Consider the following 25,612-nt stretch of genomic DNA (forward strand, 5'->3'; position numbering starts at 1 on the left):
CCGCGCCGTGCTACGTCGACCAGGCATAGGCTTAGACGGCCTCGTTGGACTCGTCCTCGAAAGCAGCGAAGAGCGGTTCATCCTGGACGATTTCCTGCTCGGCGATGAACTCATAGCTCATCAGGCCTTCAGCGATTTCACGCAGGGCGACAACGGTCGGCTTGTCGTTTTCCCACTGGACCAGTGGCTCTTTGCCGCCGGTGGCCAGTTGACGGGCACGCTTGGTAGAGAGCATGACCAGCTCAAAGCGGTTTTCCACGTGTTCTAGGCAGTCTTCAACGGTTACGCGGGCCATGGTATTCCTCGGAGCGAATGCAATATGCGCGCTGCCCGGTTGGGCGAGCGGACTCAACAGTTTAAAAAATCACCAGCGATTAGGGAAGCGCTGATTTTTTGACCAGACCCTTCAACGCGCTGCAGGCACCAATGTAAAGCGCTTGCAGCGGTTTTGGGAAGTGCTGATTAACCCAGCAATTCAGCCAGCAATCTGCCGAAACGCACTTGCTGGCGCTTCTGCTGCAGCTGATTGGCACGGAAAATCGCTTTCAGATCGTCCAGCGCGTGGGCGAAATCATCGTTGATGATCAGGTAATCGTATTCGACGTAGTGGCTCATCTCGCTGACTGCTTCGCGCATCCGGCCGTCGATGATCTCGTCGCTGTCCTGGCCACGGTTGGTCAGGCGCTGGTGCAGGGCTTGCAGCGACGGCGGCAGGATGAAGATCGAGCGGGCTTGCGGCATCAACTTGCGGACCTGCTCGGCGCCTTGCCAGTCGATCTCCAGAATCAGGTCGTGGCCTTCATCCAGCGTCTGCTGCAGGCGGCTTTGCGAGGTGCCGTAGAAGTTGCCGAAGACTTCGGCGCGTTCGAGGAAGTCGCCGTGTTCGCCCATCTTCACGAACTCTTCGCGGGTCACGAAGTGATAGTTCACGCCATCCACTTCGCCCGGGCGCATGGCGCGGGTGGTGTGTGAAATCGAGACGCGGATTTCCGGGTTGGTGTCGGTCAACGCCTTGACCAGGCTGCTCTTGCCCGCACCCGAAGGGGCGGAAATGATGTACAGGGTGCCGGTGTGGTGGGTCATGTCTGTTGCCTTACTCAATATTCTGCACTTGTTCGCGCATCTGCTCGATCAACACCTTGAGGTTGACGGCGGCCTGGGTGCTGCGCGGGTCGAAGGCCTTGGAGCCCAGTGTGTTGGCTTCGCGGTTGAGTTCCTGCATCAGGAAGTCGAGGCGCCGGCCAGCAGCACCGCCGGACTTGAGAACCCGGCGGACTTCAATGATGTGGGTGCTCAGGCGATCCAGTTCTTCGGCCACATCGCTCTTTTGCGCGAGCATGACCATTTCCTGTTCCAGACGCTGCGGATCCAGTTCGGCCTTCATGTCGGCGAAGCGGTCGAGGACTTTCTGGCGCTGGGTCGCGAGCATCTGCGGCACCAGTTCACGCAGGGTCACGACGTCTTCTTCTATGGAGGTCAGGCGCTCGTTGATCAGGCGTGCCAGCTCCGCGCCTTCGCGCTCGCGGCCGGCCTTGAGTTCCTTGAGACCTTGATTGAACAGGGCCAGCGCATCGGCATTCAGCGCCTGGGGATCAGTCGCGTCGGCCACCAGCACGCCGGGCCAGGCCAGTACTTCCAGCGGGTTCAGTGCCGCCGGGTTGTTGATCAGCCCGGCAACGGTTTCGGCGGCGGCGACCAATTGCGCGGCGCGCTCGCGGTCGACCTGCAACGGCTTGCCGGTGCTTTCTTCGGTGAAGCGCAGGGTGCATTCCAGTTTGCCCCGCGACAGGCCCTGACGCAGGGCTTCACGCACGGCGCCTTCGAGGTCGCGGAACGACTCCGGCAGGCGCAGGTGCGGTTCCAGATAGCGGCTGTTGACCGAGCGCAGTTCCCAGCTCAGGGTGCCCTGGGCGCCGGCTTTCTCAACGCGGGCGAAGGCGGTCATGCTGTGCACCATGGCGGTGACCTCGCAATGCAGATCGGCGCAGAAGGGATGTTCCGCAGGCTCGATATCAATGAATTTAAGCCGACTGGCAGCAAAGGCGCAGGATTGTAGCGCAGTGCGGCGGATGCGCCCAAACACACGGTGTGACAAAGGGCTGCAGGCCGTCGGTTATGCGTGTTTCAGGGCCGTAGGTCGACGGCCGGAATTTTTAACCCGTGCCCAGGCGCGGTGCAGCGCTCTATAATGCTCGGCAGTTTTCCGTCCCCAGTACAGGTATTCCCTATGAAACGTCCAAGTGGTCGCGCTGCCGATCAGCTCCGCTCGATCCGCATTACCCGCAACTACACCAAACACGCCGAGGGATCCGTACTGGTCGAATTCGGTGATACCAAAGTCATCTGCACCGTCAGCGTCGAAAACGGCGTGCCGCGTTTCCTCAAGGGCCAGGGCCAGGGCTGGTTGACCGCCGAGTACGGCATGCTGCCGCGTGCCACTGGCGAGCGTAACCAGCGTGAAGCGAGCCGTGGCAAGCAGGGCGGTCGCACCCTGGAAATCCAGCGCCTGATCGGCCGCTCCCTGCGCGCTGCGCTGGACATGTCCAAGCTGGGCGACGTGACCCTGTACGTCGACTGCGACGTGATCCAGGCTGACGGCGGCACCCGCACCGCCTCCATCACTGGTGCCATGGTCGCCCTGGTTGATGCACTGAAAGTGATCAAGAAGCGTGGCGGCCTCAAGGGCGGCGACCCGCTCAAGCAAATGATCGGCGCGGTGTCGGTCGGCATGTATCAGGGCGAGCCGGTGCTGGATCTGGACTATCTTGAAGACTCCGCCGCCGAGACTGACCTCAACGTGGTGATGACCAGTACCGGTGGCTTCATCGAAGTCCAGGGCACCGCCGAAGGCGCGCCGTTCCAGCCTGAAGAACTGAACGCCATGCTGGAACTGGCCAAGAAAGGCATGAACGAAATCTTCGAACTGCAAAAGGCCGCACTGGCCGACTGAGCAGGTTCGTAACCCGCAAGGAGGATGCGATGAGTGATGAGCAAGAGTTGCTGCCCAAACCGAGCCAGGAGGTTCGCCAATGGGCGATGTTTTGTCACTTGTCCGCCTTGCTGGGGATCTGGATTCCGTTCGGCAACCTGATCGGGCCGCTGATTCTGTGGCAGATGAAGCGCGAAACTGATCCGTTCATCGACGCTCAGGGCAAAGAGGCGCTGAATTTCCAGATCACCGTGGCGATTGCTGCCGCGATCTGTCTGCTGCTGATGGTGTTGATCATCGGCTTCTTCTTGCTGGGCCTGCTGGACATCGGGGCGCTGGTGTTGACGATCATTGCCGGGGTGAAGGCGAACGAAGGGTTCCCCTACCGTTATCCGTTTACCTGGCGGTTGATCAAATAACGATCAGCACAAATGACCTGTAATCAGCGCGCACAAAAAAGCCGACAGCGATGTCGGCTTTTTTGCATTCACGAATCGACGCTTAGATGGTCAGCGTCCAGTCGTAGTCGACGATCAGCGGCGCGTGCTGCGAGAACCGCGGCTGACGCGGCAGGCGTGCACTGCGCACGAAGCGCCGCAGGCCCGGGGTCAGGATCTGGTAGTCGAAGCGCCAGCCCAGATTGAGCATCTCGGCCTGTTCGTTGTCCGGCCACCAGCTGTACTGGTCGCCTTCGCGGCTGACTTCGCGCAGGGCATCGACGTAACCCATGTTGCCGACAATCTCGTCCATCCAGGCGCGTTCTGGCGCCAGGAAGCCCGGGGATTGCTGGCTGTCGCGCCAGTTCTTGATGTCGAGCTTCTGCTGCGCCACGTACAGCGAGCCACAATAAATGTACTCGCGACGTTTACGCCGCTGCTTGTCCAGGTACTTGCCGAAATCGTCCATGAGCTTGAACTTCTGGTTCAAGTCCTCATCACCGTTCATCCCCGAAGGAAGCAGCAAGGTGGCAATACTGACTTTGTCGAAATCTGCTTGCAGGTAGCGCCCGTAGCGGTCGGCCGTCTCGAAACCGAGACCGCTGATGACAGCCTTCGGTTGCAACCGCGAATACAAAGCCACGCCACCTTGGGCAGGGACTTCAGCATCGCAGGCATAAAGGAAGTAGCCATCCAGTTGGAAGGCTGGGTCATCCAGTTCAAAGGCGGAGGCACGGGTGTCCTGCAGGCAGATGACGTCGGCATTCTGAGCTTGCAGCCAACTGAGCAAACCACGCTCGACTGCCGCCTGAATACCATTGACGTTCACACTGATGATCCGCATAAATGGCCCCAAAAATCGCGTGCGTGTATGATACACGGCGTCAAGCTAATTAGCTAAATCCGTGGTATTTGGGGTTTTTTTCATGCAAGCGTATCAGCGCGATTTCATTCGTTTTGCCATCGATCGCGGCGTTTTGCGCTTCGGTGAGTTCACCCTGAAGTCCGGGCGCACCAGTCCTTACTTCTTCAACGCCGGCCTGTTCAACACGGGATCGGCCCTGGCGCAACTGGGGCGTTTCTACGCGGCAGCCATCGCCGAAAGCGGCATATCCTTCGACGTCCTGTTTGGCCCGGCCTACAAAGGCATCCCGCTGGCGGCAACCACTGCCGTCGCGCTGGCCGAGCATCACGACCGCGACCTGCCGTGGTGTTTCAACCGCAAGGAAGCCAAGGCCCACGGCGAAGGCGGCAGTCTGGTCGGCGCACCGCTGACCGGAGACGTGCTGATCATCGACGACGTGATCACCGCCGGCACCGCGATCCGTGAAGTGATGCAGATCATCGCGTCCCAAGACGGCGCCAAGGCTGCTGGCGTGTTGATCGCCCTGAATCGTCAGGAGCGTGGCAACGGCGAGTTGTCGGCAATCCAGGAAGTCGAGCGTGATTTCGGTATTCCGGTGATCAGCATCGTTTCGCTGAACCAGGTGCTGGAATTCCTCGCTGACGATCCGCAGCTCAAGCAGCATCTGCCAGCTGTGGAAGCGTACCGCGCGCAGTTTGGCGTCTGATGTCGTAGGTGCTTTTGTGGCGAGGGAGCTTGCTCCCGCTTGAGTGCGCAGCGCTCACACTATTTTGGGGCCGCTTCGCAACCCAGCGGGAGCAAGCTCCCTCGCCACAAAAGAGATGGAATGCCGCAGGCAAAAAAAGACCCCGCTCAGTCAGGCTGAGCGGGGTCTTTTGGTTTCCGCGACGGCTTACGGACGCTTGCGATTGCTGATCAGCGTACCCACACCGGTATCGGTGAAGATTTCCAGCAGGATCGCGTTCGGTACGCGACCGTCGATGATCAGCGAGCTGCCGACGCCGCCCTGAACCGCTTCCAGTGCACAACGGATCTTCGGCAACATGCCGCCGTAGATGGTGCCGTCGGCGATCAGGTCGTCGACCTGCTGGGTGCTCAGGCCGGTCAACACAGTGCCCGACTTGTCCATCAGGCCGGCGATGTTGGTCAGCAGCATCAGCTTCTCGGCTTTCAGCGCCTCGGCGACCTTGCCGGCCACCAGGTCAGCGTTGATGTTGTACGACTCGCCGTTCTCACCGACGCCGATGGGCGCGATCACCGGAATGAAGTTGCCTTTGACCAGCAGATTCAACAGTTCAGTGTTGATCCCGACCACTTCACCGACCTGACCGATGTCGATGATTTCCGGCTGGGTCATCTCCGGAGTCTGGCGGGTGACGGTCAATTTCTTCGCACGAATCAGTCCGGCGTCTTTACCGGTCAGGCCGATGGCGCTGCCACCGTGGCGGTTGATCAGGTTGACGATGCTTTTATTGACCTGGCCGCCGAGGACCATTTCCACCACGTCCATGGTCGCCGCGTCAGTGACGCGCATGCCATCGACAAAGTGGCTTTCGATCGACAGGCGTTTGAGCAGATCACCGATCTGCGGGCCGCCGCCGTGAACCACCACCGGGTTGATGCCCACGGCTTTCATCAAGACGATGTCGCGGGCGAAGCCGGTTTTCAGCTCCTCGCTTTCCATCGCGTTGCCGCCGTATTTGATCACCAGAGTCTTGCCGACATAACGTCGGATGTAAGGCAACGCTTCGGACAGGACCTGGGCGGTGTGGGCGGCGGCTTCGCGTTCGAGGGTCATTCAGGGCTCCGGGTGAATCAGAACGGTAGTTGGAGATCAGGTGCAACGCGTTTCAGTTGGGTGTGGAACACCGCCTTGATACGCGCAAGTTCTGCCTCGTCATCGGCCTCGAAACGCAGCACCAGCACCGGTGTGGTGTTGGAGGCGCGCACCAGGCCCCAGCCTTTGGCGTAATCGACTCGCACGCCGTCGATGGTGGTCAGGTCAGCGCCTGGACCCCACTGTGCGTCGTGCAGTGCATCAATGATGCTGAATTTGCTCTCTTCGGTCACATGGATATTGATTTCCGGCGTAGAAATATCGTTCGGGAAGGTCGCAAACAGCTCTTCGGCGGTGGATTTTTCCTTGCTGAGGATCTCCAGCAGCCGTGCGGCGCTGTAAATACCGTCGTCGAAACCGAACCAGCGCTCCTTGAAGAAGATGTGCCCGCTCATCTCGCCGGCCAATAGAGCGCCGGATTGTTTCATTTTCTTTTTGATCAACGAATGACCGGTCTTCCACATTAGCGGGCGACCACCGTACTCCTTGATCAGCGGCACCAGGCGGCGGGTGCATTTGACGTCGAAGATGATTTCCGCATCGGGATTGCGCGCCACCACGTCGCGGGCAAACAGCATCAGCAGGCGATCCGGGTAGACGATGCTGCCGGTGTTGGTCACCACGCCGACACGGTCGCCGTCGCCGTCGAAGGCCAGGCCGAGATCGGCGTTGGTTTCCTTGACCTTGGCGATCAGGTCGACGAGGTTCTCGGGTTTGCCCGGGTCCGGGTGGTGGTTGGGGAAGTTGCCATCGACTTCGCAGAACAGCGGGATGACTTCGCAGTTCAGCGCTTCGATCAGTTGCGGAGCGATCACGCCGGCCGCGCCGTTGCCGCAGTCGACCACGACTTTCAGGCGGCGGGCCAGTTTGACGTCCTGGACGATTTCGGTGGTGTAGCGGTCGAGGATTTCGACCTGAGTGACGCTGCCCTGACCGCTGGTCAGGTCATTGGTCTTGATGCGCTCGTGCAGCACCTGGATCTGCTCGTTGGCGAGGGTGTCGCCGGCGATCACGATCTTGAAGCCGTTGTAGTTCGACGGGTTGTGGCTGCCGGTGAGCATTACGCCAGACTTGCCGGCCAGCACGTTGGCCGCGTAGTACAGCGCCGGCGTCGGCACCAGACCAACGTCGCTGACGTGACAGCCGCTCTCGGCGATACCGCGGATCAGTTCGGCAACCAGCTCCGGGCCGGACAGGCGCCCGTCGCGGCCGACCGACACGTTCGGTTCACCCTGGGCCAGGCTCTGCGAGCCGATGGCGCGGCCAATCCAGTACGCGGTTTCGGCATTGAGGAATTCCGGCACGGTGCCGCGAATGTCGTAGGCGCGGAAGATGCTGTCGGGAAGCTTCGGGGCGATCTTGGCTGGGGTGCTCATCTGCACAAATGCTCCATCTCGAAAAGGGCGGGACAGACCGACGATTCACTCGGCGGCAGGCTCAAACTGAAGGGTATGACGGCGTTTTCCACAGAGAGTTCGTGGTGTGAAAGGGCCATGACGCCTCGGCTGGCGTGGCTTTTGGCCGGCAAAACCTTGATTTTCGGTGTTAAAACCTGCTGTCGAAAATGCACAAATTTGTGGTGAGGGGATTTATCCCCGATGGCTGCGCAACAGATCCAAAAGTCTTGGGGCCGCTTCGCAGCCCATCGGGGATAAATCCCCTCGCCACAATAATGTTTCAGGGTTATTTAGTGCCGGTATGACCGAAGCCGCCCGCGCCGCGCTCGGTTTCGACGAACTCTTCCACCATTTCGAAGTGCGCCTGTACTACCGGCACCAGCACCAGTTGCGCCAGGCGCTCGCCGACGGTCATGGTGAAGTCGCTCTGGCCACGGTTCCAGCAGGACACCATCAGCGGGCCCTGGTAGTCCGAGTCGATCAGGCCGACGAGGTTGCCCAGCACGATGCCGTGCTTGTGGCCCATGCCCGAGCGCGGCAGGATCAGCGCGGCGAGGTTCGGGTCGCCGATGTAGACCGACAGACCGGTAGGGATCAGCACGGTTTCACCCGGCTTGATCACGATGTCCTGCTCCAGCATGGCGCGCAGGTCGAGGCCGGCGGAGCCCGGGGTGGCGTATTGTGGCAGCGGGAATTCGGTACCGATGCGGGGGTCGAGGATCTTGGCTTGCAAAGCGTGCATGTAAATTAAACCTGGTTCAGACGTTCGGCGATAAAAGTGACCAGTTGGCGAGCGATCTTGCCCTTGCTGGTCTGGGCGAAAACGGTGGCGTGAAGCTCACGGTCGATCACGCTGCAGGCGTTTTCTTCGCTGTTGAACCCGATGCTCGGATTGGCCACGTCGTTGGCGACGATCAAATCGAGATTCTTGTCTTTCAGCTTGCGTGCAGCGTAGTCGAGCAGGTGTTCGGTCTCGGCGGCGAAGCCGACACTGAACGGACGGTCGGAACGGGTCGCGATGGTGGCCAGGATGTCCGGGTTACGCACCATTTGCAGGACGAAACCGTCGCCACTTGTAGGGTCTTTCTTGAGTTTTTGCGGGGCAACGACTTCCGGACGGTAGTCCGCTACCGCAGCCGAGGCGATAAACACGTCACACGGGATGGCGGATTCGCAGGCCGCGAGCATGTCCCGCGCACTGACCACGTCGATGCGCGTGACGCGATCCGGCGTTGGCAGGTGTACCGGGCCGCTGATCAGCGTGACGCGGGCGCCGGCTTCCACCGCGGCTTCGGCGAGGGCAAAGCCCATTTTCCCGGAGCTGTGGTTGGTGATGTAGCGCACCGGGTCGATGTTTTCCTGGGTCGGGCCGGCGGTGATCACTACGTGCTTGCCGGTCAGTGCCTGACGCTGGAAGCAGTCCGCCGCACACTGCGCCAGATCGGTGGCTTCCATCATCCGGCCCATGCCGACGTCGCCGCAGGCCTGGCTGCCGGAGGCTGGGCCGAAGGTCTTCAGGCCACGGCTTTCAAGGAGTTGCAGGTTGGCCTGGGTCGCCGGATCGCGCCACATGGCCTGGTTCATTGCCGGCGCGACGGCCACTACGGCGTCGGTAGCAAGAACCAGCGTGGTCAGCAAATCGTTGGCGATGCCTTGGGCCAGACGGGCGATCAGGTCGGCGGTGGCCGGGGCGATCAATACCAGATCGGCCCACTTGGCCAGCTCGATGTGGCCCATCGCCGCTTCGGCAGCCGGGTCGAGCAAATCGAGGTGAACCGGGTGCCCGGACAGGGCCTGCATGGTCAGCGGGGTGATGAACTCGGCGCCGCCATGGGTCATGACCACGCGCACTTCGGCACCCTGGTCGATCAGGCGACGAACCAGATCGGCGCTCTTGTAGGCCGCAATGCCGCCGCCGACGCCCAGAACGATGCGTTTCCGATACAGCCGCTGCATAGGTCTGCCTTTCATTTCGTGGTTGATACGTGGCGAAACCCCCTCCCCAGGGTGAATTCGCCCGCAAAAAAGATGGGCTACGATATCACAGCGACCGCTACGGAACAGCGGCGCCCACAGACAAGGAACGTGTATGAGTATTCGCGATTGGCCGGCGGCGGAGCGGCCGCGAGAAAGGTTGTTGGAACAGGGCCCTGCGAGCCTTTCAGACGCCGAGTTACTGGCGATTTTTTTGCGTACGGGAGTCGCTGGAAAAAGCGCAGTGGACCTGGCGCGACACTTGTTGAATCAGTTCGGCAGCCTGCGTTTGTTGCTTGAGGCCGATCAGGAAGCATTCAGCAAACAGTTGGGGCTGGGGCCCGCAAAGTTTGCGCAGTTGCAGGCTGCCCAAGAAATGAACCGCCGGTATCTGGCCGAGCGCTCACGTAGAGAGCCGGCACTGGAGAATCCACAGGCTGTTCGGGATTACCTCAAATCCATGCTGCGCCATGAGCCCCACGAGGTGTTTGGCTGCCTGTTTCTTGATTCCAAGCATCAAGTGCTGACGTTCGAGGCGCTATTTCGCGGCTCGATCGACAATACCAGCGTGCATCCCCGGGAAGTGGTGAAGCGCTCACTGGCCAACAACGCGGCGGCGGTGATTCTCTGCCACAACCACCCATCGGGGAACAGCGATCCGAGCCAGGCGGATCGGCAACTGACCAAGCGTTTGCAGAAGGCTCTGGATCTGATTGATGTGCGGGTGCTCGATCACTTTATTGTCGGCGATGGCGAACCGCTGTCGATGGCGGAGTGTGGCTGGATGTAGCCGGCCTACCCTCTGTAGGAGCTGCCGGAGGCTGCGATCTTTTGATCTGAAAAACAAAATCAAAAGATCGCAGCCTTCGGCAGCTCCTACAGGGGGATTGTACTGTGGTGGGTTATTTGAGGTTGACCTTAGAGTAGTCCTGCCGCCCAAACGGGCTGACGGAGTAACCCTGAACGTCTTTACGCGTCAGCGCATAGGCGGTCGGGTGGGCCAGTGGCAACCACAGCGCCTGCTGCTGAATCTGCGCCTGCGCCTGCTCGTAGAGTTTGGTGCGCACGCCTTGTTCGCTGGTGGTCTTGCCAGCGCTGATCAGCTTGTCCAGGTCGGCATTGCAGTAGCGGGCGAAGTTGGTGCCGGACTTGACCGCTGCGCAGGAAAACTGCGGCGTGAGGAAGTTGTCCGGGTCACCGTTGTCACCGGCCCAGCCCATGAACAGCAGGTCATGCTCGCCAGCCTTGGCGCGGCGGATCAGTTCGCCCCACTCGATCACGCGGATTTCCGCCTGAATGCCGATTTCTGCCAGGTCCGATTGCAGCAACTGCGCGCCCAGACTCGGGTTCGGGTTGAGCAGGCTGCCGGACGGACGCGTCCAGATGGTGGTCTGGAAGCCGTCCTTGAGTCCGGCCTTGGCCAGCAGCGCCTTGGCTTTGGCCACGTCGTGCGGATAGCCTGGCAGGTTCTTCGCGTAGCTCCAGGTGTTCGGCGGGTAAGGGCCGTTGGCGGGTTCGGCAGTGTCTTCGAACACGGCTTTGACGTAGCTGGACTTGTCGAAGGCGAGGTTGATCGCCTGGCGCACTTCCGGTTTGTCGAGCGGTGGATGCTGGCTGTTGATGCCGACGAAAGCGGTCATGAACGCGTCAGTCTTTTCCACTTTCAGCGTCGGCTCTTCTTGCGCGGCCTTCACGTCCAGCGGTTTTGGCGACAGAGCGATCTGGCACTCGTTGCGCCGCAGTTTTTGCAGGCGCACGTTGGCGTCCGGGGTGATGGCGAAGATCAGCGGATCGACCGCAGGCTTGCCGCCAAAATAGTCCGGGTTGGCCTTGTAGCGCACCGAGGCGTCTTTCTGGAAGCGCGTGAACACGAACGGACCGGTGCCGATCGGTTGGCTGTTGAGCTTGTCGGTGGCGTCGGCCTTGAGCAGCTTGTCCGCATATTCGGCGGAATAGATGGAGGCGAAGCCCATGCTCAGCGTCGCGAGAAACGTCGAATCCGGGTGGTCGAGGGTAAAGCGCACGGTCAGCGGGTCGAGTGCGTCGATCTTCTTGATCAGCGTCGGCAACTGCATGGACTGGGCGTGCGGGAAGCCGCTTTGCGCCACTTTGTGCCATGGGTTGGCCGGGTCGAGCATGCGGTCGAAGCTGAACTTGACGTCTTCGGCGCTCAGGGTGCGGGTCGGCTTGAAATAGTCAGTGCTGTGAAACTTCACCTGCGGGTGCAGCTTGAACACGTAACTCAGGCCATCGGGGCTGACTTCCCAGCTGTCGGCCAGGCTTGGCACGACTTTGCCGCTGGCGGTGTCGAAGTCCACCAGGCGGTTCATCAGTACGTCGGCCGAGGCATTGGTGGTGGTCAGCGAGTTGTATTGCACCACGTCGAACCCTTCAGGGCTGGCCTCGGTGCACACGCTCAGGGCGGCAGCCTGGGCCAGGGGGCTCAGCAGAAGCGGGGCGAGCAACAGGGGTAGGGCAGCGAGGCGCATTGTCGGCTTCCTTTACAGATCGAAGGCCCATCTGCAGGTGCAGTCTGGAAAAGGGTTACCCTAGAGGGCTGGATTGCAAATGACTATCCCCTTTTTGCATTTTTCGGGCCGGGACAGTGGTGTTTTTCAGACCACGGTGCACGAGGAAAAGTCGGGAACCTCTTTTAGAGCGGTTTTCTGCGACGAGTGGTCAAAACGCGCCTCAGCCTTTATCCAAAGCGTCCGCAGCCGGAAAATGCGCGTTTTTACCGGTCGATTGCACATCCATTGTTGTTGCACCCCGGTCTTTCTGGTATAAAGCAGCGCTCTTTTCTAGGGGCCCGGTTCCTTCACTGTAGGTGTAGCCGGTAAGACCTCTAAAGAAACGCGGCGCCTGGCGCCAAATGACTGAGAGATTAAGCGGCCAACCCATGCCGGGTTGGGCATGTGGTTTTAGAGGGCTGAGGCATGTCGAGAGTATGTCAAGTTACCGGTAAGGGTCCGGTAACCGGGAATAACATTTCCCACGCAAACAACAAAACCCGTCGTCGTTTCCTGCCGAACCTGCAGCATCACCGCTTCTGGGTTGAAGAAGAGAAACGTTTCGTACGCCTGCGCGTTTCCGCCAAAGGCATGCGTATCATCGACAAGCGTGGCATCAGCGTTGTGCTGGCCGAGCTGCGTCGCGACGGCAAGATTTAAGGGAGCTAATCATGCGTGAATTGATTCGTTTGATTTCGAGCGCCGGTACTGGTCACTTCTACACTACCGACAAGAACAAGCGTACTACCCCGGACAAAATCGAGATCAAGAAATATGATCCGGTTGTTCGCAAGCACGTGATCTACAAGGAAGGCAAAATCAAGTAATTGATTTTTCCCGACTTACGAAAAAGGCCCGTATCGTGAGATGCGGGCCTTTTTTGTTGCCTCGGATTTCTGCGGTGTCAGGCCGGGCCTCATCGCTGGCAAGCCAGCTCCCACAGTGATTACCGGTGTTCACAATATTGGTGTTAACCACAAAACCTGTGGGAGCTGGCTTGCCAGCGATAGGGCCGGAGCAGTCAGCGAAAGACTCAAGCCTTCTGTTCAAAGATCACATAGACCTTGCGGCAAGCCTCCAGCACTTCCCAGGTGCCACGGAAGCCCGCTGGAATCACAAAGCGGTCACCCACGCGCAAGGTCTTGGCATTGCCATCGCTGTCACGCAGTACCGAAACTCCCTGCAGGATTTCGCAATATTCGTGCTCGGTGTAGTTCACCGTCCATTGGCCAACCGCGCCTTCCCACACGCCGACACCCATTTGCCCGCAAGGGCTGTCGTACTGGTTGAACACCGCTTGCTCGGGATCGCCCTTGAGCACTTTGGCCGGGTCCGGGCGATAGCGTTCGGCTGCGCTGGTGGTCAGGCTGATGTCGACGACGTTCTGGATGTTCATTGTTGTTTTCTCCCGTGATGACGGCGCGGTGGCTTGAAAGGGCCAAAGTCTATGTTTATTAAAATGAACACCGCAAGGTCGTATGGTGCGCTTATGTCAAATATATTGAAACAAACCCGGCCGCTGGTTTAGGGTGGCGGGTGCCTTGGGCCGAAAAGCAGGCTGGCCGGGCAGCATTCCTGAAGACGACCGCGAAGAACGCGGCGCTCTATTCAACAAGAGGAGGACACTCGAATGACCACCCTGACTCGTGCCGATTGGGAACAACGCGCCCGCGACCTGAAGATCGAAGGCCGCGCCTACCTCAACGGTGAATACACCGACGCCGTTTCTGGCGAGACTTTCGAGTGCATCAGCCCGGTCGATGGCCGTCTGCTGGGCAAGATCGCCAGCTGTGACGCCGCCGACGCTCAGCGCGCCGTGGAAAACGCTCGCGCCACCTTCAATTCCGGCGTCTGGTCGCGCCTGGCACCGACCAAACGCAAAGCCACCATGATCCGTTTCGCCGGCCTGCTCAAGCAGCACGCCGAAGAACTGGCGCTGCTCGAAACCCTCGACATGGGCAAGCCGATCAGCGATTCGCTGTACATCGACGTGCCCGGCGCGGCGCAGGCCCTGAGCTGGAGCGGCGAGGCGATCGACAAGATTTACGACGAAGTCGCCGCCACTCCGCACGATCAACTCGGTCTGGTGACCCGCGAGCCGGTGGGCGTCGTCGGCGCCGTCGTGCCGTGGAACTTCCCGCTGATGATGGCCTGCTGGAAACTTGGCCCGGCGTTGTCGACCGGTAACTCGGTGATCCTCAAGCCGTCTGAAAAATCCCCGCTGACTGCCATCCGCATCGCTGCGCTGGCGGTTGAGGCCGGCATTCCGAAAGGCGTGCTCAACGTGCTGCCGGGCTACGGCCACACCGTTGGCAAAGCGCTGGCGTTGCACAACGATGTCGACACGCTGGTGTTCACTGGTTCGACCAAAATCGCCAAGCAGTTGATGATCTACTCCGGCGAATCGAACATGAAGCGCGTATGGCTGGAAGCCGGCGGCAAGAGCCCGAACATCGTCTTCGCCGATGCGCCGGACCTGCAAGCCGCTGCCGAATCCGCCGCCAGCGCCATCGCCTTCAACCAGGGCGAGGTCTGCACCGCCGGTTCGCGTCTGCTGGTCGAGCGTTCGATCAAGGACAAATTCCTGCCGATGGTGATCGAGGCGCTGAAAACCTGGAAGCCGGGCAACCCGCTGGATCCGGCGACCAACGTTGGTGCGCTGGTCGATACCCAGCAGATGAACACCGTGCTGTCGTACATCGAATCCGGTCACAGCGACGGCGCCAAACTGGTCGCTGGTGGCAAGCGCATCCTCCAGGAAACCGGTGGCACCTACGTCGAGCCAACGATTTTCGACGGCGTGAGCAACGCAATGAAGATCGCTCAGGAAGAGATCTTCGGCCCGGTGCTGTCGGTCATCGCTTTCGACACCGCCGAAGAGGCGATCCAGATCGCCAACGATACGCCGTATGGCCTGGCCGCAGCAGTCTGGACCCAGGACATCTCCAAAGCGCACCTGACCGCCAAAGCGCTGCGCGCCGGTAGCGTGTGGGTCAACCAGTATGACGGCGGCGACATGACCGCACCGTTCGGTGGCTTCAAGCAGTCGGGCAACGGTCGTGACAAGTCGCTGCATGCATTCGACAAGTACACCGAGCTGAAGGCGACGTGGATCAAGCTGTAAATCGTTGATGGGAGCCTGAGTGAATCAGGCTCCCGAATCGAACAGAGATCCCTGTGGGAGCAAGTCTCTGTGGGGAGGGGATTTATCCCCGATCGGCTGCGAAGCAGTCGCAAAACCAGTGCATTTGATGGTGCAGGTTTTGAGGTCGCTGCGCGACCTGTCGTGGATGAATCCCCTCACCACAGGGTTTGCTCCCACATTTGGTTTTGTGGTGTACATAAAAATAATCCACAGGAGCGTGGACCATGCGTTGGGCGACGTATTTCGCCGTGTTGGCGTCTGTCTTGAGTGTCGGTCTGGCCCTGGGGGTCAGCATGCCGCTGGTGTCGTTGCGTCTGGAGGGTTGGGGCTATGGCTCTTTCGCCATCGGCGTGATGGCGGCGATGCCGGCGATTGGCGTATTGCTGGGCGCGAAGATTTCCAGTCATCTGGCGGCGCGTTTCGGCACAGCCAACCTGATGCGCCTGTGCCTGTGGGCCGGCGCGTTGTCGATCGGCTTGCTGGCGCTGCTGCCGAGTTATCCGATCTGGCTGGTATTACGCCTGATGATCGGGGTGATCCTGACCATCGTGTTCATCCTTGGCGAAAGCTGGATCAACCAACTGGTCGTCGAACACTGGCGCGGGCGGTTGGTCGCGCTGTATGGCAGCAGTTATGCATTGAGCCAACTGTCTGGTCCATTGCTTCTGGGGGCGCTGGGTACTGAACATGATTATGGATTTTGGGTCGGCGTCGGGTTGCTGACGGTTTCGCCTTTTCTGTTGATGGGCCGCAGCGGGGCACCGAGCAGTGAAGCCAGCAGTGTGACCTTCGGCGATCTCTGGGGATTTGCCCGCGAGTTGCCGGCGATTGCCTGGGCGGTATCGTTGTTCGCCGCGTTCGAGGCGATGATCCTCACGCTGCTGCCGGTGTATTGCCTGCAGCAGGGCTTCACTGCCGAGATTGCGTTGGCGATGGTCAGCACCGTGGTGGTCGGCGACGCGCTGTTGCAACTGCCGATTGGCGCGTTGGCAGACTACCTGTCGCGGCGCACGTTGTTCACCGGATGCGCGGTGATCCTGATGCTGTCGAGCCTGGCGATTCCGCTGTTGATCGATACGCTGCTGATCTGGCCGTTGTGGGTGTTGTTCGGGGCCAGTGCCGGTGGCCTGTTCACCTTGTCACTGATCCTGATCGGCGAGCGTTATCGCGACGATGCGCTGGTGCGAGCCAATGCGCACATTGCGCAGCTGTGGGGTGTGGGCTGTCTGATCGGGCCTTTGCTCGCGGGGGCGGGCAGCCAGTGGATCAGCGGGCATGCGTTGCCATTGTTGATGGCGGTCGGGGCGTTCGGGCTGGTGATTCTGCTGATGCGCCAAGGTGCATTCGGCACAGTGGCCGAGCCTGCTTAAGTCAGCTCTTAAAGCGAAAGAATTCTTGTGGTGAGGGAGCTTGCTCCCGCTGGGCTGCGCAGCGGCCCCAAAGACTTCGTGAGCGCTGCGCACTCAGGCGGGAGCAAGCTCCCTCGCCACAAATGAGTTTTCAATTCGACTACAGCATCCGTTCCAGGCCCACCGTGGTGCTGAACCACGCATTGAAGCGCCGCCACCAGCTCCCGGGTTCCTGGGTCAGCGTGTGCATCTGACCGTTGTCCTCGGTCACCCAGACAATCTTCCCATCCTGCAATTTCGCCTGATAACTCAGGGCTGGCGCCATGCCTTGCAGCGCCAGTTCGCGCACGTGTCCGGCCAGCTCCGGGCTGTCCACCAGCACCCCGACTTCGGTGTTCCACAACACTGAGCGCGGATCGAAGTTGAACGAGCCGATAAATGCTTTCTGTCGATCGAAAATCATCGCCTTGCTGTGCAGACTGGAGTCCGAGCCGCGGAACGACTTGCTGTAAAACAAATGCGGACCGCTGCCATAGTTATCCCCAGGCTGACGGCGCAGTTCATACAGTTTCACACCGTGTTCCAGCAACGCCTTGCGGTACGGCGCGTACCCGCCGTGCACCGCTGGCACATCGGTGGCTTCCAGCGAATTGGTCAGCAGGCTCACCGAGACCCCGGCGTCGGCGCGTCCGGTCAGGTAAACCAGCCCCGGCTGGCCGGGCACGAAGTACGCCGAAATCATGATCAGTTCTTTGCTGACGCCGCGCAGTTCCGGCGCCAGTTGCGTGGTCAGCAGCAGTTGCGGATCCGGCTCGTCCTTGGCCAGCACCTTGCTTGGCGCGTCCCACAGTGCCTGGTTCCAGGCCCAGATCAGTTCCTTGCGCCAGATATCCATGCGTGGCGCGGTCTTGAACGTCATCAACTGTTGATACAGCGCGTGGTTCTGTTTGCGGGTTTCATCCAGCGATTCTTCCAGGCGCGTGCGGGTGTTTTGCAGGTCTTTGATGCTCGGTTTGCTGGAGAGGAATTCGTCGATCGGCTTGCTCAGCGCACTGTTCCAGTACTGGTCGAAACTGTGCCCGAGCTGTTCAGCCACCGGGCCCACGCTGAGCATGTCGATGTCGGTGAAATTCAGGTTCGGCTCGGCATCGAAGTACTCGTCGCCCAGATTGCGCCCGCCGACGATGGCCACGCTGTTGTCCGCCAGAAACAGTTTGTTGTGCATGCGCCGGTGTTGCAGCGACAGGTTGAACAGGCGTCCGGCTGCGCGGGTCACGCCGGTGCTGCGACCCAGGTGCAGCGGGTTGAACAGGCGAATCTGGATTTGTGGGTGCGCCGCCAGCGTGGCGATGATCGTGTCCAGACCGTCGCTGGTGGTGTCATCGAGCAGGATGCGTACGCGCACGCCGCGGTCGGCAGCCTTGAGCAGTTCTTCCACCAGCATCCGCGTGCTGACACCGTCGTGAACGATGTAGTACTGCAAATCGAGGCTGGTTTGCGCATTGCGGATCAGCTCGGCGCGCGCGGTGAACGCTTCAGTGCTGTTGGACAGCAAGCGGAAGCCGGAACGGCCCTGATAGGGCGCGGCCTGGGCCTGGATCGAGCGGCCGAAGCTGGACTTCGACGCAGGCAAGGCCTGGCTCGGCTCACGGGGTACATCAAAGCTGGCGCAGCCGCTCAGGAGCGAGGCGAACATCAGCAAAGCGAGTAGGGGCTGTCTGAAGCTCACGTAGGAACGTTCCGGTCGGCTGCAAAGGTCGGCATATGGACGCTGATCACTCGAAAAAGGTCAGTCGGCTTCGGCCAGTAGTTTGATCGCCGCTGCGCCGACCTTGCGCACCGCTTCTTCGATCTGCGGTGTCGGTTTGGCAGCGTAGTTCATTCGCAGGCAATTGCGGTACTTGCCCGAGGCGGAAAAGATGCTGCCCACGGCGATCTGTACGCCTTGGTCATGCAACGCACGATTGAGTTTCAGCGTATCGAAACCCTCCGGCAATTCGACCCAGAGCATGAAGCTGCCCTGTGGACGGCTGGCGCGGGTGCCGGGCGGAAAATAGCGAGTGACCCAGTCGATCATGATGTCGCGATTACGCTGGTATTGCGTGCGCATCCGCCGCAAATGCGGTTCGAAGTGCCCGGACTTGAGAAATTCTGCGATGGCAATCTGCGGCTGCGGCGCGGTGGAACCGGTGCTGATGTATTTCATGTGCAGCACCCGTTCCAGATACCGTCCCGGCGCGACCCAACCGATGCGCAGCCCCGGCGCCAGGGTCTTGGAAAACGAACTGCACAGCAGCACGCGACCATCCTCGTCGAAGGATTTGATCGTGCGCGGTCGCGGGTAGGTGTAAGCCAGTTCGCCATACACATCGTCCTCGATGATCGCCACATCGAAACGCTGCGCCAGCGTCAACAACGCGCGTTTGCGCGACTCCGGCATGATGTAGCCCAGCGGGTTGTTGCAGTTGGGGGTGATCTGGATGACCTTGATCGGCCACTGCTCCAGCGCCAGTTCCAGCGCTTCGAGGCTGATGCCGGTCAATGGATCGGTGGGGATTTCCAGGGCTTTCATGCCCAGCCCTTTGAGGGTCTGCATGGCGCCGTGGAAGCTCGGCGAATCCACCGCGACGATATCGCCCGGCTCGCAGATCGCGTGGATGCTGGTGGACAGCGCTTCGTGGCAACCGGTGGTGATCACCAGATCGCTGGCGCTCAACTGGCAGCCGGAATCGAGCATCAGTCGGGCGATCTGTTCGCGCAGTTCGAGGGTGCCGTGGATGTTGTCGTAATACAGCCCGGGCATGTCCTGCCGGCGGCTGATCCGCGCCAGCCCGCGCAGCAGTGGTTTCAGGGTGGGCGTGGTCACGTCGGGCATGCCGCGACCCAGTTGCACCACGTCCTTGCGCGGTACCGCGCGAATCAGCTCCAGCACTTGATCCCACTGCGAAATCTCCACCGGCCGCTGCGCCGGACGGCCGACGGCAGGCAGCTCCGGCAGCTCGCGACCGACCGGCACAAAGTAGCCGGACTTGGGTTTTGGCGTTGCCAGGCCGCTGTCTTCAAGCATGCGATAGGCCTGCTGCACGGTGCTCAGGCTGACCCCGTGTTCTACGCTCAGGGCGCGCACCGAAGGCAGGCGATCACCGGGACGGTAGAAGCCTTGTTCGATGCGGGTGCCGAGCAGCTCGGCGAGGTTCACATACAGGGTCATGACACTGCCTCGATGCAGGTGATTCGTTAAACCAGTACAGATGCAGCAAAAATCGGTAATTCAGACGCAGAAACGGCAAATCTGTATGGGATTAATACAGATGTGTTGAATCTGTAATGCTTTTGCCGACCCGCGCATCATGGAATCTCTGGCTACCCAAGTAAACAGGAGCGACAAAAATGAACGGCTTGAGCGATGTGCGGCTGACGTTACACAGTCAGGAACTGGCGGCAGGGCAGGAGGACAGCGCATGGAATAGCGCCATGCGCAACGCGCCGTCCGGCCTGAGTCGCTGGGGCCTGTTCTGGCATCGTCTGCACACGCGCAAGGCGCTTTTGAACCTGACGCCGGAGCAGCTCAAAGATATTGGGCTGACCCGGGAGCAGGCGCAGGAGGAGGGGTTGAAGCCGTTCTGGCGGCTGTAACCTGATTTGGAATGCATTCCCCTGTAGGAGCTGCCGCAGGCTGCGATCTTTTGACTTTATTTTTGAAGAGCAGAAGATCGCAGCCTGCGGCAGCTCCTACAGGGGCAGCGGCTTTCAGACCAACTCTTTGAACCGATGCCACAACATCCCCAACGCCAGCAACGGCGAACGCAAATGCTTGCCACCCGGGAAGGTGATGTGCGGCACCTTGGCAAACAGATCAAAGCCACCGCTGTGCTGCCCGCTGATCGCCTCGGCGAGCAGCTTGCCCGCCAGGTGCGTGGCATTCACTCCGTGCCCGGAATAGGCCTGGGCGTAATACACGTTCGGCTGGTCTTTGAGTCGGCCAATCTGCGGCAGCCGGTTGGCACCGATGCCGATCATCCCGCCCCATTGATAGTCGATCTTCACGCCTGCCAGTTGTGGAAACACTTCGAGCATCTTCGGTTGCATGTAGGCGCCGATGTCCTTCGGATCACGCCCGGAATAATGGCAGGCACCGCCGAACAGCAGGCGCCGATCCGCCGAGAGCCGGTAGTAATCCAGCGCCACCCGCTGGTCGCAGACCGCCATGTTTTGCGGCAGCAGGCTGTGCGCCTGGGTTTCGCTCAACGGTTCGGTGGCGATGATGTAGCTGCCGGCCGGGAGCACTTTGCCGCTGAGTTGCGGATTGAGGTCGTTGAGGTAAGCATTGCAGCCCAGCACCAGGGTTTTCGCCCGCACTGAACCTTGAGCGGTGTGGACGCGAACTTCGGTGCCGTAATCGATCCGCGTCACCGCCGATTGCTCGAACAGCTTCACACCCAATTGCTGTGCGGCAGCGGCTTCACCCAGCGCCAGGTTCAGCGGGTGCAAATGCCCGGAACCCATGTCGATCAAGCCACCGACGTAGCGTTTGGAGCCGACCACGGTGTGCATTTCATCCGCTTGCAGCAGACGGGTTTCGTAGCGATAGCCGAGGCTGCGCAGCTCTTCGGCGTCTTCGGCGAAGCCTTCGAGGTCGGCCGGCTTGTTGGCGAGGTCGCAGTAGCCCCAGGTCAGATCGCACGGGATCTGAAAGCGCTTGACGCGCTGACGGACGATTTCCACCGCTTCCAGGCCCATCAGTTTCATCTGGCGTACGCCGTCAGCACCGATGACATTGGCGAACTGGTCGAGGCCGTGGCCGACCCCGCGAATCAACTGCCCGCCGTTGCGGCCACTGGCGCCCCAGCCGATCCGGTGCGCTTCCAGCAACACCACGCTGAGGCCGCGTTCGGCCAGCTCCAGCGCGGTGTTCAGCCCGGAGAAGCCGCCGCCGACCACGCACACGTCCGCCGTCAGCTCGCCTTGCAGCGCCGGATGGTCAGGCTGCGGCAGGCTGCTGGCGGCGTAGTAAGAGGCAACGTGGGGTTGGCTCGCGAAGGTTCGGGCGCGGGCATTCATGGGCGTCATCCAACGGCTGAGTGTCGAGAAAATTTGACGGAGCATAAGCCGCACGCCCGAGCACGGGCAACACTGGTCGGCCGTTGCTGTCTGGATCACGGCTTTTGCGGCACAATTGCCGCCTATTTCATGTGGGTTACCGTTTCGATGAGTTGCAATCGCCAGACCCTTCGCGACCTGCGTCAGCAGATCCCCACGTTCGACTGCGTGCCGGGCTGTCACGATTGCTGCGGGCCGGTGACGACCTCGCCGGAAGAAATGTCGCGACTGCCGCGCAAGACCCGCGCCGAACAGGATGCGGCGATGGAAGAGCTGAACTGTGTGCACCTGGGTCCCAATGGTTGCACGGTGTATGGCGAGCGGCCGTTGATTTGTCGCTTGTTCGGTACCACCAAAACCCTGCCGTGCCCGAACGGGCGGGGGCCGGTGGAGCTGATTCATCCACGGGTGGAAAAGCAGATCTTCGAGTACATGGCTTCGAACCGGCAGGTGCTGGTTTAGCGCAATTGCTGGAACTGAGTCGACCCAATCGCTGGCAAGCCAGCTCCCACAGTGATCGTTGTCGTTCGCAGAATATCTGTTGACCACTGAACCTGTGGGAGCTGGCTTGCCAGCGATGGGGCCGGATCAGGCAGCACAAATCTCAGTCCGGAATCGGCAGGCTCAGGCTCTCCTTCACCTCTTCCATCACGATATAGCTTTTGGACTCACGCACATGCGGCAGTTTCAACAGAATGTCGCCCAGCAGTTTGCGGTACGAGGCCATCTCGGAAATCCGCGCCTTCACCAGATAGTCGAAATCCCCTGACACCAGGTGGCATTCCAGCACGTGCGGCAGCTTCAGCACCGCGCGGCGGAACTCCTCGAACGTGTCGCCGGATTTGTAGTCGAGGCTGATCTCGACGAACACCAGCAGGCTACCCTTCAAGTGCTGCGGATTCAGGCGGGCGTTGTAGCCCATGATGATCCCCTCACGCTCCAGCCGTCGCACCCGCTCGGTACACGGCGTGGTGGACAAACCGACCTTCTCCCCGAGTTCGGTAAACGATATGCGCCCGTCTGCCTGCAGGATCCGCAAGATGTTGCGGTCGATCTTGTCCAGCTCACGTTTGGTCTGAGTGTTGGTACGCATAGGGGATGCGCCTCCGTGAAAAGGGTTTTTGCCGAGAATTGTCGCCAAATATAGGCGCTTATATAGTGAAATGCACTGGCCATTCTTTTTTACACTGCGCGCATCATTGCTCTAACAACAGACGTACGCGGCCCTGCCGCGATGAGGGATACAAAAATGCGCGTAATGGTCTTGGGTAGCGGCGTCATCGGTACCGCCAGTGCTTACTATCTGGCCCGTGCCGGGTTTGAAGTGGTGGTGGTCGACCGGCAGCCAGCCGTGGCCATGGAGACCAGTTTCGCCAACGCCGGCCAGGTGTCGCCGGGTTATGCCTCGCCGTGGGCCGCGCCGGGCGTGCCGCTCAAGGCCATCAAGTGGCTGCTGCAGCGCCACGCGCCGCTGGCGATCAAGGCCACTGCCGACATCGACCAATACCTGTGGATGGCGCAGATGCTGCGCAACTGCACCGCCAACCGTTACGCGGTGAACAAGGAGCGCATGGTGCGTCTGTCCGAGTACAGCCGCGACTGCCTCGACGAACTGCGCGCCGAAACCGGCATCGCCTACGAAGGCCGCAGCCTGGGCACCACGCAACTGTTCCGCACCCAGGCGCAGCTGGATGGCGCCGCCAAAGACATCGCCGTTTTGAAAGAATCCGGCGTGCCGTTTGAAGTCCTCGACCGCGCCGGCATTGCCCGCGTCGAGCCGGCGCTGGCCAATGTCACCGATATCCTCGCCGGCGCTCTGCGTCTGCCGAACGACCAGACCGGCGACTGCCAGATGTTCACCACGCGCCTGGCGGAAATGGCCGTGAAACTCGGTGTGGAATTCCGCTTCGGCCAGGATATCCAACGCCTCGACTACGCCGGCGACCGCATCAATGGCGTGTGGATCGACGGCAAGCTGGAAACCGCCGACCGCTATGTGCTGGCCCTCGGCAGCTACTCGCCGCAGTTGCTCAAGCCGCTGGGCATCAAGGCCCCGGTGTATCCGCTCAAGGGCTACTCGCTGACCGTGCCGATCACCAACCCGGACATGGCCCCGACTTCGACCATTCTCGACGAAACCTACAAGGTCGCGATCACCCGTTTCGACAACCGCATCCGCGTCGGCGGCATGGCGGAAATCGCCGGTTTTGACCTGTCGCTCAACCCGCGTCGGCGCGAAACCCTGGAGATGATCGTCAACGACCTTTATCCTCAGGGCGGCAATCTGGCCGAGGCGAGCTTCTGGACCGGTTTGCGTCCGACCACGCCGGACGGTACACCAATCGTGGGTGCCACACCGTTCAAGAACCTGTTCCTCAACACCGGTCACGGCACCCTGGGTTGGACCATGGCGTGTGGTTCCGGTCGTTTGCTGGCCGATCTGATGGCGAAGAAAAAGCCGCAGATCAGCGCCGAAGGCCTCGATATTTCCCGTTACGGCAACAAGCCTCAGGAGTCCGCAAAACATGGCAATCCAGCGCCAGCTCACCAATGAGCGCATGAGTCAGATCGTTACCCATAACGGCACCGTGTATCTGGCCGGTCAGGTCGGCGATGACTTCAACGCCGGGGTCGAACAGCAGACCCGCGACGTGCTCGCCAACATCGAGCGTTTGCTGGATCTGGCAGGGACTGACAAGCAGCATCTGCTGTCGGCGACGATCTATCTGAACGACATCGAGGCGCACTTTGCCGGGATGAACTCGGTGTGGGATCAGTGGCTGCCCAAAGGCGCCGCCCCGGCCCGCGCCACCGTCGAAGCGAAGATGGCCAAGCCGAGCATCCTGGTCGAGATTTCCATCGTCGCCGCGTTGCCGTAACCGTTTCAAAGATCCCTCTCCCGGCGCTGTTGGCGGTTCACGCCGTCAGCCAGCGCCGGTTTTTATTCCCATGACCGCCTAGAAGTCTGCCGCCATGCGTCCTGCCCGTGCCCTGATCGACCTAGAAGCCCTGCGCCACAACTACCGAATTGCCCGCGAAGTCACTGGCGCCAAGGCGCTGGCGGTGATCAAGGCTGATGCCTACGGGCACGGCGCGGTGCGTTGCGCCCAGGCGCTGGAAGCCGAGGCCGACGGGTTCGCCGTCGCCTGCATCGAAGAAGCACTGGAGCTGCGCGCGGCGGGCATCAAGGCCCCGGTGCTGTTGCTCGAAGGCATTTTCGAAGCCGATGAACTGGCGCTGATCGTCGAGCATGATTTCTGGTGCGTGGTGCATTCGTTGTGGCAGCTCGAAGCCATCGAGCAGGCGGCATTGAGCAAACCGATCACCGTGTGGTTGAAGCTCGATTCCGGGATGCACCGTGTGGGTCTGCATCCGAAGGATTACGCGGCGGCCTATCAGCGCCTGCTGGCCAGCGGCAAAGTGGCGAAGATCGTGCTGATGAGCCACTTCGCCCGCGCCGATGAGTTGCACGAGCAGAGCAGCGCCGATCAGGTCGCGGTGTTCGAAGCGGCGCGTCAGGGCCTGACGGCCGAAGTCAGCCTGCGCAACTCGCCGGCGGTGCTCGGTTGGCCGCAGATCCCCAGCGACTGGGTACGCCCGGGCATCATGCTCTATGGCGCCACCCCGTTCGAAGAAGCCAACGCCGTGGCCGAGCGCCTGCAACCGGTGATGACTCTCGAATCGAAAGTCATCTGCGTGCGTGAATTGCCCGCCGGCGAGCCGATCGGCTACGGCGCCAAATTCATTACCGACAAGCCGATGCGCATCGGCGTGGTGGCCATGGGGTATGCCGACGGCTACCCGCGTCAGGCACCGACCGGCACGCCAGTGCTGGTGGCCGGTAAACGCAGCCGGATTCTTGGCCGTGTGTCGATGGACATGCTGTGCATCGACCTCACTGAGGTGCCGGAAGCCGACCTCGGTTCGACCGTCGAGCTGTGGGGCAAAAACATCCTCGCCAGCGAAGTGGCGCAGTGGGCGGACACCATTCCGTATCAGATCTTCTGCAACCTGCGTCGGGTGCCAAGGCTCTATTCCGAGGGTTGACGCCGCTGCGGGGGCCAAGTGT

The 25,612-nt window shown here is 60.8% G+C and carries 26 protein-coding genes and 1 pseudogene; 13 read left to right on the top strand and 14 right to left on the bottom strand.

Annotated features, from left to right (window positions below; genetic code table 11):
* Positions 1-31: 31 nt before the first annotated feature.
* The 3 genes from rpoZ to L6D63_RS05925 form a co-directional block, all read right to left on the bottom strand.
* Entirely contained in the window at positions 32-295 is a 264-nt protein-coding gene (gene rpoZ, locus L6D63_RS05915) for a DNA-directed RNA polymerase subunit omega (protein ID WP_008030604.1), read from the bottom strand.
* A 167-nt stretch (positions 296-462) separates the two neighbouring features.
* Positions 463-1,083 (bottom strand): guanylate kinase, encoded by a 621-nt coding sequence (gene gmk / locus L6D63_RS05920; protein ID WP_041071927.1) that lies wholly within the window; start codon positions 1,081-1,083, stop codon positions 463-465.
* 10 nt (positions 1,084-1,093) lie between these two features.
* Positions 1,094-1,957, bottom strand: a complete 864-nt coding sequence (locus L6D63_RS05925; protein ID WP_047297277.1) for a YicC/YloC family endoribonuclease — start codon at positions 1,955-1,957, stop codon at positions 1,094-1,096.
* Positions 1,958-2,227: 270 nt separating this feature from the next.
* Between L6D63_RS05925 and rph the strand changes: the two genes are divergently transcribed.
* Both rph and L6D63_RS05935 read left to right on the top strand, forming a co-directional pair.
* Positions 2,228-2,950 (top strand): ribonuclease PH, encoded by a 723-nt coding sequence (gene rph, locus L6D63_RS05930; RefSeq protein ID WP_003229494.1) that lies wholly within the window; start codon positions 2,228-2,230, stop codon positions 2,948-2,950.
* Positions 2,951-2,979: 29 nt separating this feature from the next.
* Positions 2,980-3,348 carry a DUF4870 domain-containing protein gene (locus L6D63_RS05935; RefSeq protein WP_131670740.1) on the top strand — a complete coding sequence of 123 codons (369 nt, stop codon included), beginning with the start codon at positions 2,980-2,982 and terminating at the stop codon, positions 3,346-3,348.
* 82 nt (positions 3,349-3,430) lie between these two features.
* On the opposite strand, the gene L6D63_RS05940 is transcribed toward L6D63_RS05935, so the two are convergent.
* Positions 3,431-4,210: an exodeoxyribonuclease III gene (locus L6D63_RS05940; protein WP_007920349.1), complete on the bottom strand. Its 780-nt coding sequence runs from the start codon at positions 4,208-4,210 to the stop codon at positions 3,431-3,433.
* Between the two features lie 82 nt (positions 4,211-4,292).
* Between L6D63_RS05940 and pyrE the strand changes: the two genes are divergently transcribed.
* The gene (gene pyrE / locus L6D63_RS05945) at positions 4,293-4,937 is read left to right on the top strand and encodes an orotate phosphoribosyltransferase (RefSeq protein ID WP_041071932.1); all 645 of its coding nucleotides are present in this window, start codon (positions 4,293-4,295) and stop codon (positions 4,935-4,937) included.
* A gap of 186 nt (positions 4,938-5,123) precedes the next feature.
* Here pyrE and argB read toward each other — a convergent pair whose 3' ends face one another.
* The 4 genes and pseudogenes from argB to coaBC all read right to left on the bottom strand — a co-directional run bounded on the left by argB (position 5,124) and on the right by coaBC (position 9,421).
* On the bottom strand, positions 5,124-6,029 hold the full coding sequence (argB, locus tag L6D63_RS05950) for an acetylglutamate kinase (protein ID WP_003229488.1): 906 nt from the start codon (positions 6,027-6,029) through the stop codon (positions 5,124-5,126).
* Positions 6,030-6,046: 17 nt separating this feature from the next.
* Positions 6,047-7,423 (bottom strand): annotated as a pseudogene (locus tag L6D63_RS05955) (phosphomannomutase/phosphoglucomutase); the annotation flags it as partial.
* 328 nt (positions 7,424-7,751) lie between these two features.
* Positions 7,752-8,207 carry a dUTP diphosphatase gene (dut, locus tag L6D63_RS05960; RefSeq protein ID WP_003229483.1) on the bottom strand — a complete coding sequence of 152 codons (456 nt, stop codon included), beginning with the start codon at positions 8,205-8,207 and terminating at the stop codon, positions 7,752-7,754.
* 5 nt (positions 8,208-8,212) lie between these two features.
* Entirely contained in the window at positions 8,213-9,421 is a 1,209-nt protein-coding gene (coaBC, locus tag L6D63_RS05965) for a bifunctional phosphopantothenoylcysteine decarboxylase/phosphopantothenate--cysteine ligase CoaBC (RefSeq protein WP_121182734.1), read from the bottom strand.
* A gap of 133 nt (positions 9,422-9,554) precedes the next feature.
* On the opposite strand from coaBC, the gene radC reads away from it, so the two are divergent.
* Positions 9,555-10,229: a RadC family protein gene (gene radC / locus L6D63_RS05970; RefSeq protein ID WP_047297276.1), complete on the top strand. Its 675-nt coding sequence runs from the start codon at positions 9,555-9,557 to the stop codon at positions 10,227-10,229.
* A gap of 112 nt (positions 10,230-10,341) precedes the next feature.
* On the opposite strand, the gene L6D63_RS05975 is transcribed toward radC, so the two are convergent.
* Positions 10,342-11,928, bottom strand: coding sequence for an ABC transporter substrate-binding protein (locus tag L6D63_RS05975; protein WP_131670739.1), 1,587 nt, complete (start codon positions 11,926-11,928; stop codon positions 10,342-10,344).
* 447 nt (positions 11,929-12,375) lie between these two features.
* Between L6D63_RS05975 and rpmB the strand changes: the two genes are divergently transcribed.
* A complete protein-coding gene (gene rpmB, locus L6D63_RS05980; RefSeq protein WP_003229474.1) occupies positions 12,376-12,609 on the top strand; it encodes a 50S ribosomal protein L28 in 234 nt (77 codons plus the stop codon).
* Positions 12,610-12,620: 11 nt separating this feature from the next.
* Positions 12,621-12,776 (top strand): 50S ribosomal protein L33, encoded by a 156-nt coding sequence (gene rpmG, locus L6D63_RS05985; RefSeq protein ID WP_003177274.1) that lies wholly within the window; start codon positions 12,621-12,623, stop codon positions 12,774-12,776.
* 206 nt (positions 12,777-12,982) lie between these two features.
* Here the strand turns inward: rpmG and L6D63_RS05990 are convergent, their stop codons facing one another.
* A complete protein-coding gene (locus L6D63_RS05990) occupies positions 12,983-13,345 on the bottom strand; it encodes a cupin domain-containing protein (protein ID WP_041071946.1) in 363 nt (120 codons plus the stop codon).
* A gap of 234 nt (positions 13,346-13,579) precedes the next feature.
* On the opposite strand from L6D63_RS05990, the gene L6D63_RS05995 reads away from it, so the two are divergent.
* On the top strand, positions 13,580-15,073 hold the full coding sequence (locus L6D63_RS05995; RefSeq protein ID WP_131670738.1) for an aldehyde dehydrogenase: 1,494 nt from the start codon (positions 13,580-13,582) through the stop codon (positions 15,071-15,073).
* A 245-nt stretch (positions 15,074-15,318) separates the two neighbouring features.
* Positions 15,319-16,464, top strand: a complete 1,146-nt coding sequence (locus tag L6D63_RS06000; protein WP_131670737.1) for an MFS transporter — start codon at positions 15,319-15,321, stop codon at positions 16,462-16,464.
* A gap of 139 nt (positions 16,465-16,603) precedes the next feature.
* Here the strand turns inward: L6D63_RS06000 and L6D63_RS06005 are convergent, their stop codons facing one another.
* Together L6D63_RS06005 and L6D63_RS06010 are read right to left on the bottom strand one after the other, a co-directional pair.
* Positions 16,604-18,172, bottom strand: a complete 1,569-nt coding sequence (locus L6D63_RS06005) for a phospholipase D family protein (RefSeq protein ID WP_131670736.1) — start codon at positions 18,170-18,172, stop codon at positions 16,604-16,606.
* A 60-nt stretch (positions 18,173-18,232) separates the two neighbouring features.
* The gene (locus tag L6D63_RS06010) at positions 18,233-19,654 is read right to left on the bottom strand and encodes an aminotransferase-like domain-containing protein (protein WP_047297271.1); all 1,422 of its coding nucleotides are present in this window, start codon (positions 19,652-19,654) and stop codon (positions 18,233-18,235) included.
* A 179-nt stretch (positions 19,655-19,833) separates the two neighbouring features.
* Here L6D63_RS06010 and L6D63_RS06015 point away from each other — a divergent pair, with 179 nt between their 5' ends.
* Positions 19,834-20,079: a DUF1127 domain-containing protein gene (locus L6D63_RS06015; protein WP_131670735.1), complete on the top strand. Its 246-nt coding sequence runs from the start codon at positions 19,834-19,836 to the stop codon at positions 20,077-20,079.
* 114 nt (positions 20,080-20,193) lie between these two features.
* Here the strand turns inward: L6D63_RS06015 and L6D63_RS06020 are convergent, their stop codons facing one another.
* A complete protein-coding gene (locus tag L6D63_RS06020) occupies positions 20,194-21,504 on the bottom strand; it encodes an NAD(P)/FAD-dependent oxidoreductase (protein ID WP_131670734.1) in 1,311 nt (436 codons plus the stop codon).
* A 147-nt stretch (positions 21,505-21,651) separates the two neighbouring features.
* Here L6D63_RS06020 and L6D63_RS06025 point away from each other — a divergent pair, with 147 nt between their 5' ends.
* Positions 21,652-22,005: a YkgJ family cysteine cluster protein gene (locus tag L6D63_RS06025; RefSeq protein ID WP_041072178.1), complete on the top strand. Its 354-nt coding sequence runs from the start codon at positions 21,652-21,654 to the stop codon at positions 22,003-22,005.
* 142 nt (positions 22,006-22,147) lie between these two features.
* Here L6D63_RS06025 and L6D63_RS06030 read toward each other — a convergent pair whose 3' ends face one another.
* A complete protein-coding gene (locus L6D63_RS06030) occupies positions 22,148-22,636 on the bottom strand; it encodes an Lrp/AsnC ligand binding domain-containing protein (RefSeq protein ID WP_003177284.1) in 489 nt (162 codons plus the stop codon).
* A gap of 156 nt (positions 22,637-22,792) precedes the next feature.
* Here L6D63_RS06030 and dadA point away from each other — a divergent pair, with 156 nt between their 5' ends.
* The 3 genes from dadA to alr all read left to right on the top strand — a co-directional run bounded on the left by dadA (position 22,793) and on the right by alr (position 25,590).
* Positions 22,793-24,097, top strand: a complete 1,305-nt coding sequence (dadA, locus tag L6D63_RS06035; RefSeq protein WP_064589807.1) for a D-amino acid dehydrogenase — start codon at positions 22,793-22,795, stop codon at positions 24,095-24,097.
* Positions 24,069-24,422 (top strand): RidA family protein, encoded by a 354-nt coding sequence (locus L6D63_RS06040; RefSeq protein ID WP_041071962.1) that lies wholly within the window; start codon positions 24,069-24,071, stop codon positions 24,420-24,422. The genes dadA and L6D63_RS06040 overlap by 29 nt, the downstream gene beginning before the upstream one ends.
* 94 nt (positions 24,423-24,516) lie before the next feature.
* Positions 24,517-25,590 carry an alanine racemase gene (gene alr / locus L6D63_RS06045; protein WP_131670733.1) on the top strand — a complete coding sequence of 358 codons (1,074 nt, stop codon included), beginning with the start codon at positions 24,517-24,519 and terminating at the stop codon, positions 25,588-25,590.
* Positions 25,591-25,612: the final 22 nt, after the last annotated feature.

Origin of the sequence: Pseudomonas parakoreensis (assembly GCF_021602155.1) — a bacterium.
Classification (GTDB): Bacteria; Pseudomonadota; Gammaproteobacteria; order Pseudomonadales; family Pseudomonadaceae; genus Aquipseudomonas; species Aquipseudomonas parakoreensis.

Excerpts from the sequence above, each read along its gene's own strand:
- rpoZ (WP_008030604.1), bottom strand. The coding sequence starts at position 295 with ATGGCCCGCGTAACCGTTGAAGACTGCCTAGAACACGTGGAAAACCGC.
- gmk (WP_041071927.1), bottom strand. The coding sequence starts at position 1,083 with ATGACCCACCACACCGGCACCCTGTACATCATTTCCGCCCCTTCGGGT.
- L6D63_RS05925 (WP_047297277.1), bottom strand. The coding sequence starts at position 1,957 with ATGGTGCACAGCATGACCGCCTTCGCCCGCGTTGAGAAAGCCGGCGCC.
- rph (WP_003229494.1), top strand. The coding sequence starts at position 2,228 with ATGAAACGTCCAAGTGGTCGCGCTGCCGATCAGCTCCGCTCGATCCGC.
- L6D63_RS05935 (WP_131670740.1), top strand. The coding sequence starts at position 2,980 with ATGAGTGATGAGCAAGAGTTGCTGCCCAAACCGAGCCAGGAGGTTCGC.
- L6D63_RS05940 (WP_007920349.1), bottom strand. The coding sequence starts at position 4,210 with ATGCGGATCATCAGTGTGAACGTCAATGGTATTCAGGCGGCAGTCGAG.
- pyrE (WP_041071932.1), top strand. The coding sequence starts at position 4,293 with ATGCAAGCGTATCAGCGCGATTTCATTCGTTTTGCCATCGATCGCGGC.
- argB (WP_003229488.1), bottom strand. The coding sequence starts at position 6,029 with ATGACCCTCGAACGCGAAGCCGCCGCCCACACCGCCCAGGTCCTGTCC.
- dut (WP_003229483.1), bottom strand. The coding sequence starts at position 8,207 with ATGCACGCTTTGCAAGCCAAGATCCTCGACCCCCGCATCGGTACCGAA.
- coaBC (WP_121182734.1), bottom strand. The coding sequence starts at position 9,421 with ATGCAGCGGCTGTATCGGAAACGCATCGTTCTGGGCGTCGGCGGCGGC.
- radC (WP_047297276.1), top strand. The coding sequence starts at position 9,555 with ATGAGTATTCGCGATTGGCCGGCGGCGGAGCGGCCGCGAGAAAGGTTG.
- L6D63_RS05975 (WP_131670739.1), bottom strand. The coding sequence starts at position 11,928 with ATGCGCCTCGCTGCCCTACCCCTGTTGCTCGCCCCGCTTCTGCTGAGC.
- rpmB (WP_003229474.1), top strand. The coding sequence starts at position 12,376 with ATGTCGAGAGTATGTCAAGTTACCGGTAAGGGTCCGGTAACCGGGAAT.
- rpmG (WP_003177274.1), top strand. The coding sequence starts at position 12,621 with ATGCGTGAATTGATTCGTTTGATTTCGAGCGCCGGTACTGGTCACTTC.
- L6D63_RS05990 (WP_041071946.1), bottom strand. The coding sequence starts at position 13,345 with ATGAACATCCAGAACGTCGTCGACATCAGCCTGACCACCAGCGCAGCC.
- L6D63_RS05995 (WP_131670738.1), top strand. The coding sequence starts at position 13,580 with ATGACCACCCTGACTCGTGCCGATTGGGAACAACGCGCCCGCGACCTG.
- L6D63_RS06000 (WP_131670737.1), top strand. The coding sequence starts at position 15,319 with ATGCGTTGGGCGACGTATTTCGCCGTGTTGGCGTCTGTCTTGAGTGTC.
- L6D63_RS06010 (WP_047297271.1), bottom strand. The coding sequence starts at position 19,654 with ATGACCCTGTATGTGAACCTCGCCGAGCTGCTCGGCACCCGCATCGAA.
- L6D63_RS06015 (WP_131670735.1), top strand. The coding sequence starts at position 19,834 with ATGAACGGCTTGAGCGATGTGCGGCTGACGTTACACAGTCAGGAACTG.
- L6D63_RS06020 (WP_131670734.1), bottom strand. The coding sequence starts at position 21,504 with ATGAATGCCCGCGCCCGAACCTTCGCGAGCCAACCCCACGTTGCCTCT.
- L6D63_RS06025 (WP_041072178.1), top strand. The coding sequence starts at position 21,652 with ATGAGTTGCAATCGCCAGACCCTTCGCGACCTGCGTCAGCAGATCCCC.
- L6D63_RS06030 (WP_003177284.1), bottom strand. The coding sequence starts at position 22,636 with ATGCGTACCAACACTCAGACCAAACGTGAGCTGGACAAGATCGACCGC.
- dadA (WP_064589807.1), top strand. The coding sequence starts at position 22,793 with ATGCGCGTAATGGTCTTGGGTAGCGGCGTCATCGGTACCGCCAGTGCT.
- L6D63_RS06040 (WP_041071962.1), top strand. The coding sequence starts at position 24,069 with ATGGCAATCCAGCGCCAGCTCACCAATGAGCGCATGAGTCAGATCGTT.
- alr (WP_131670733.1), top strand. The coding sequence starts at position 24,517 with ATGCGTCCTGCCCGTGCCCTGATCGACCTAGAAGCCCTGCGCCACAAC.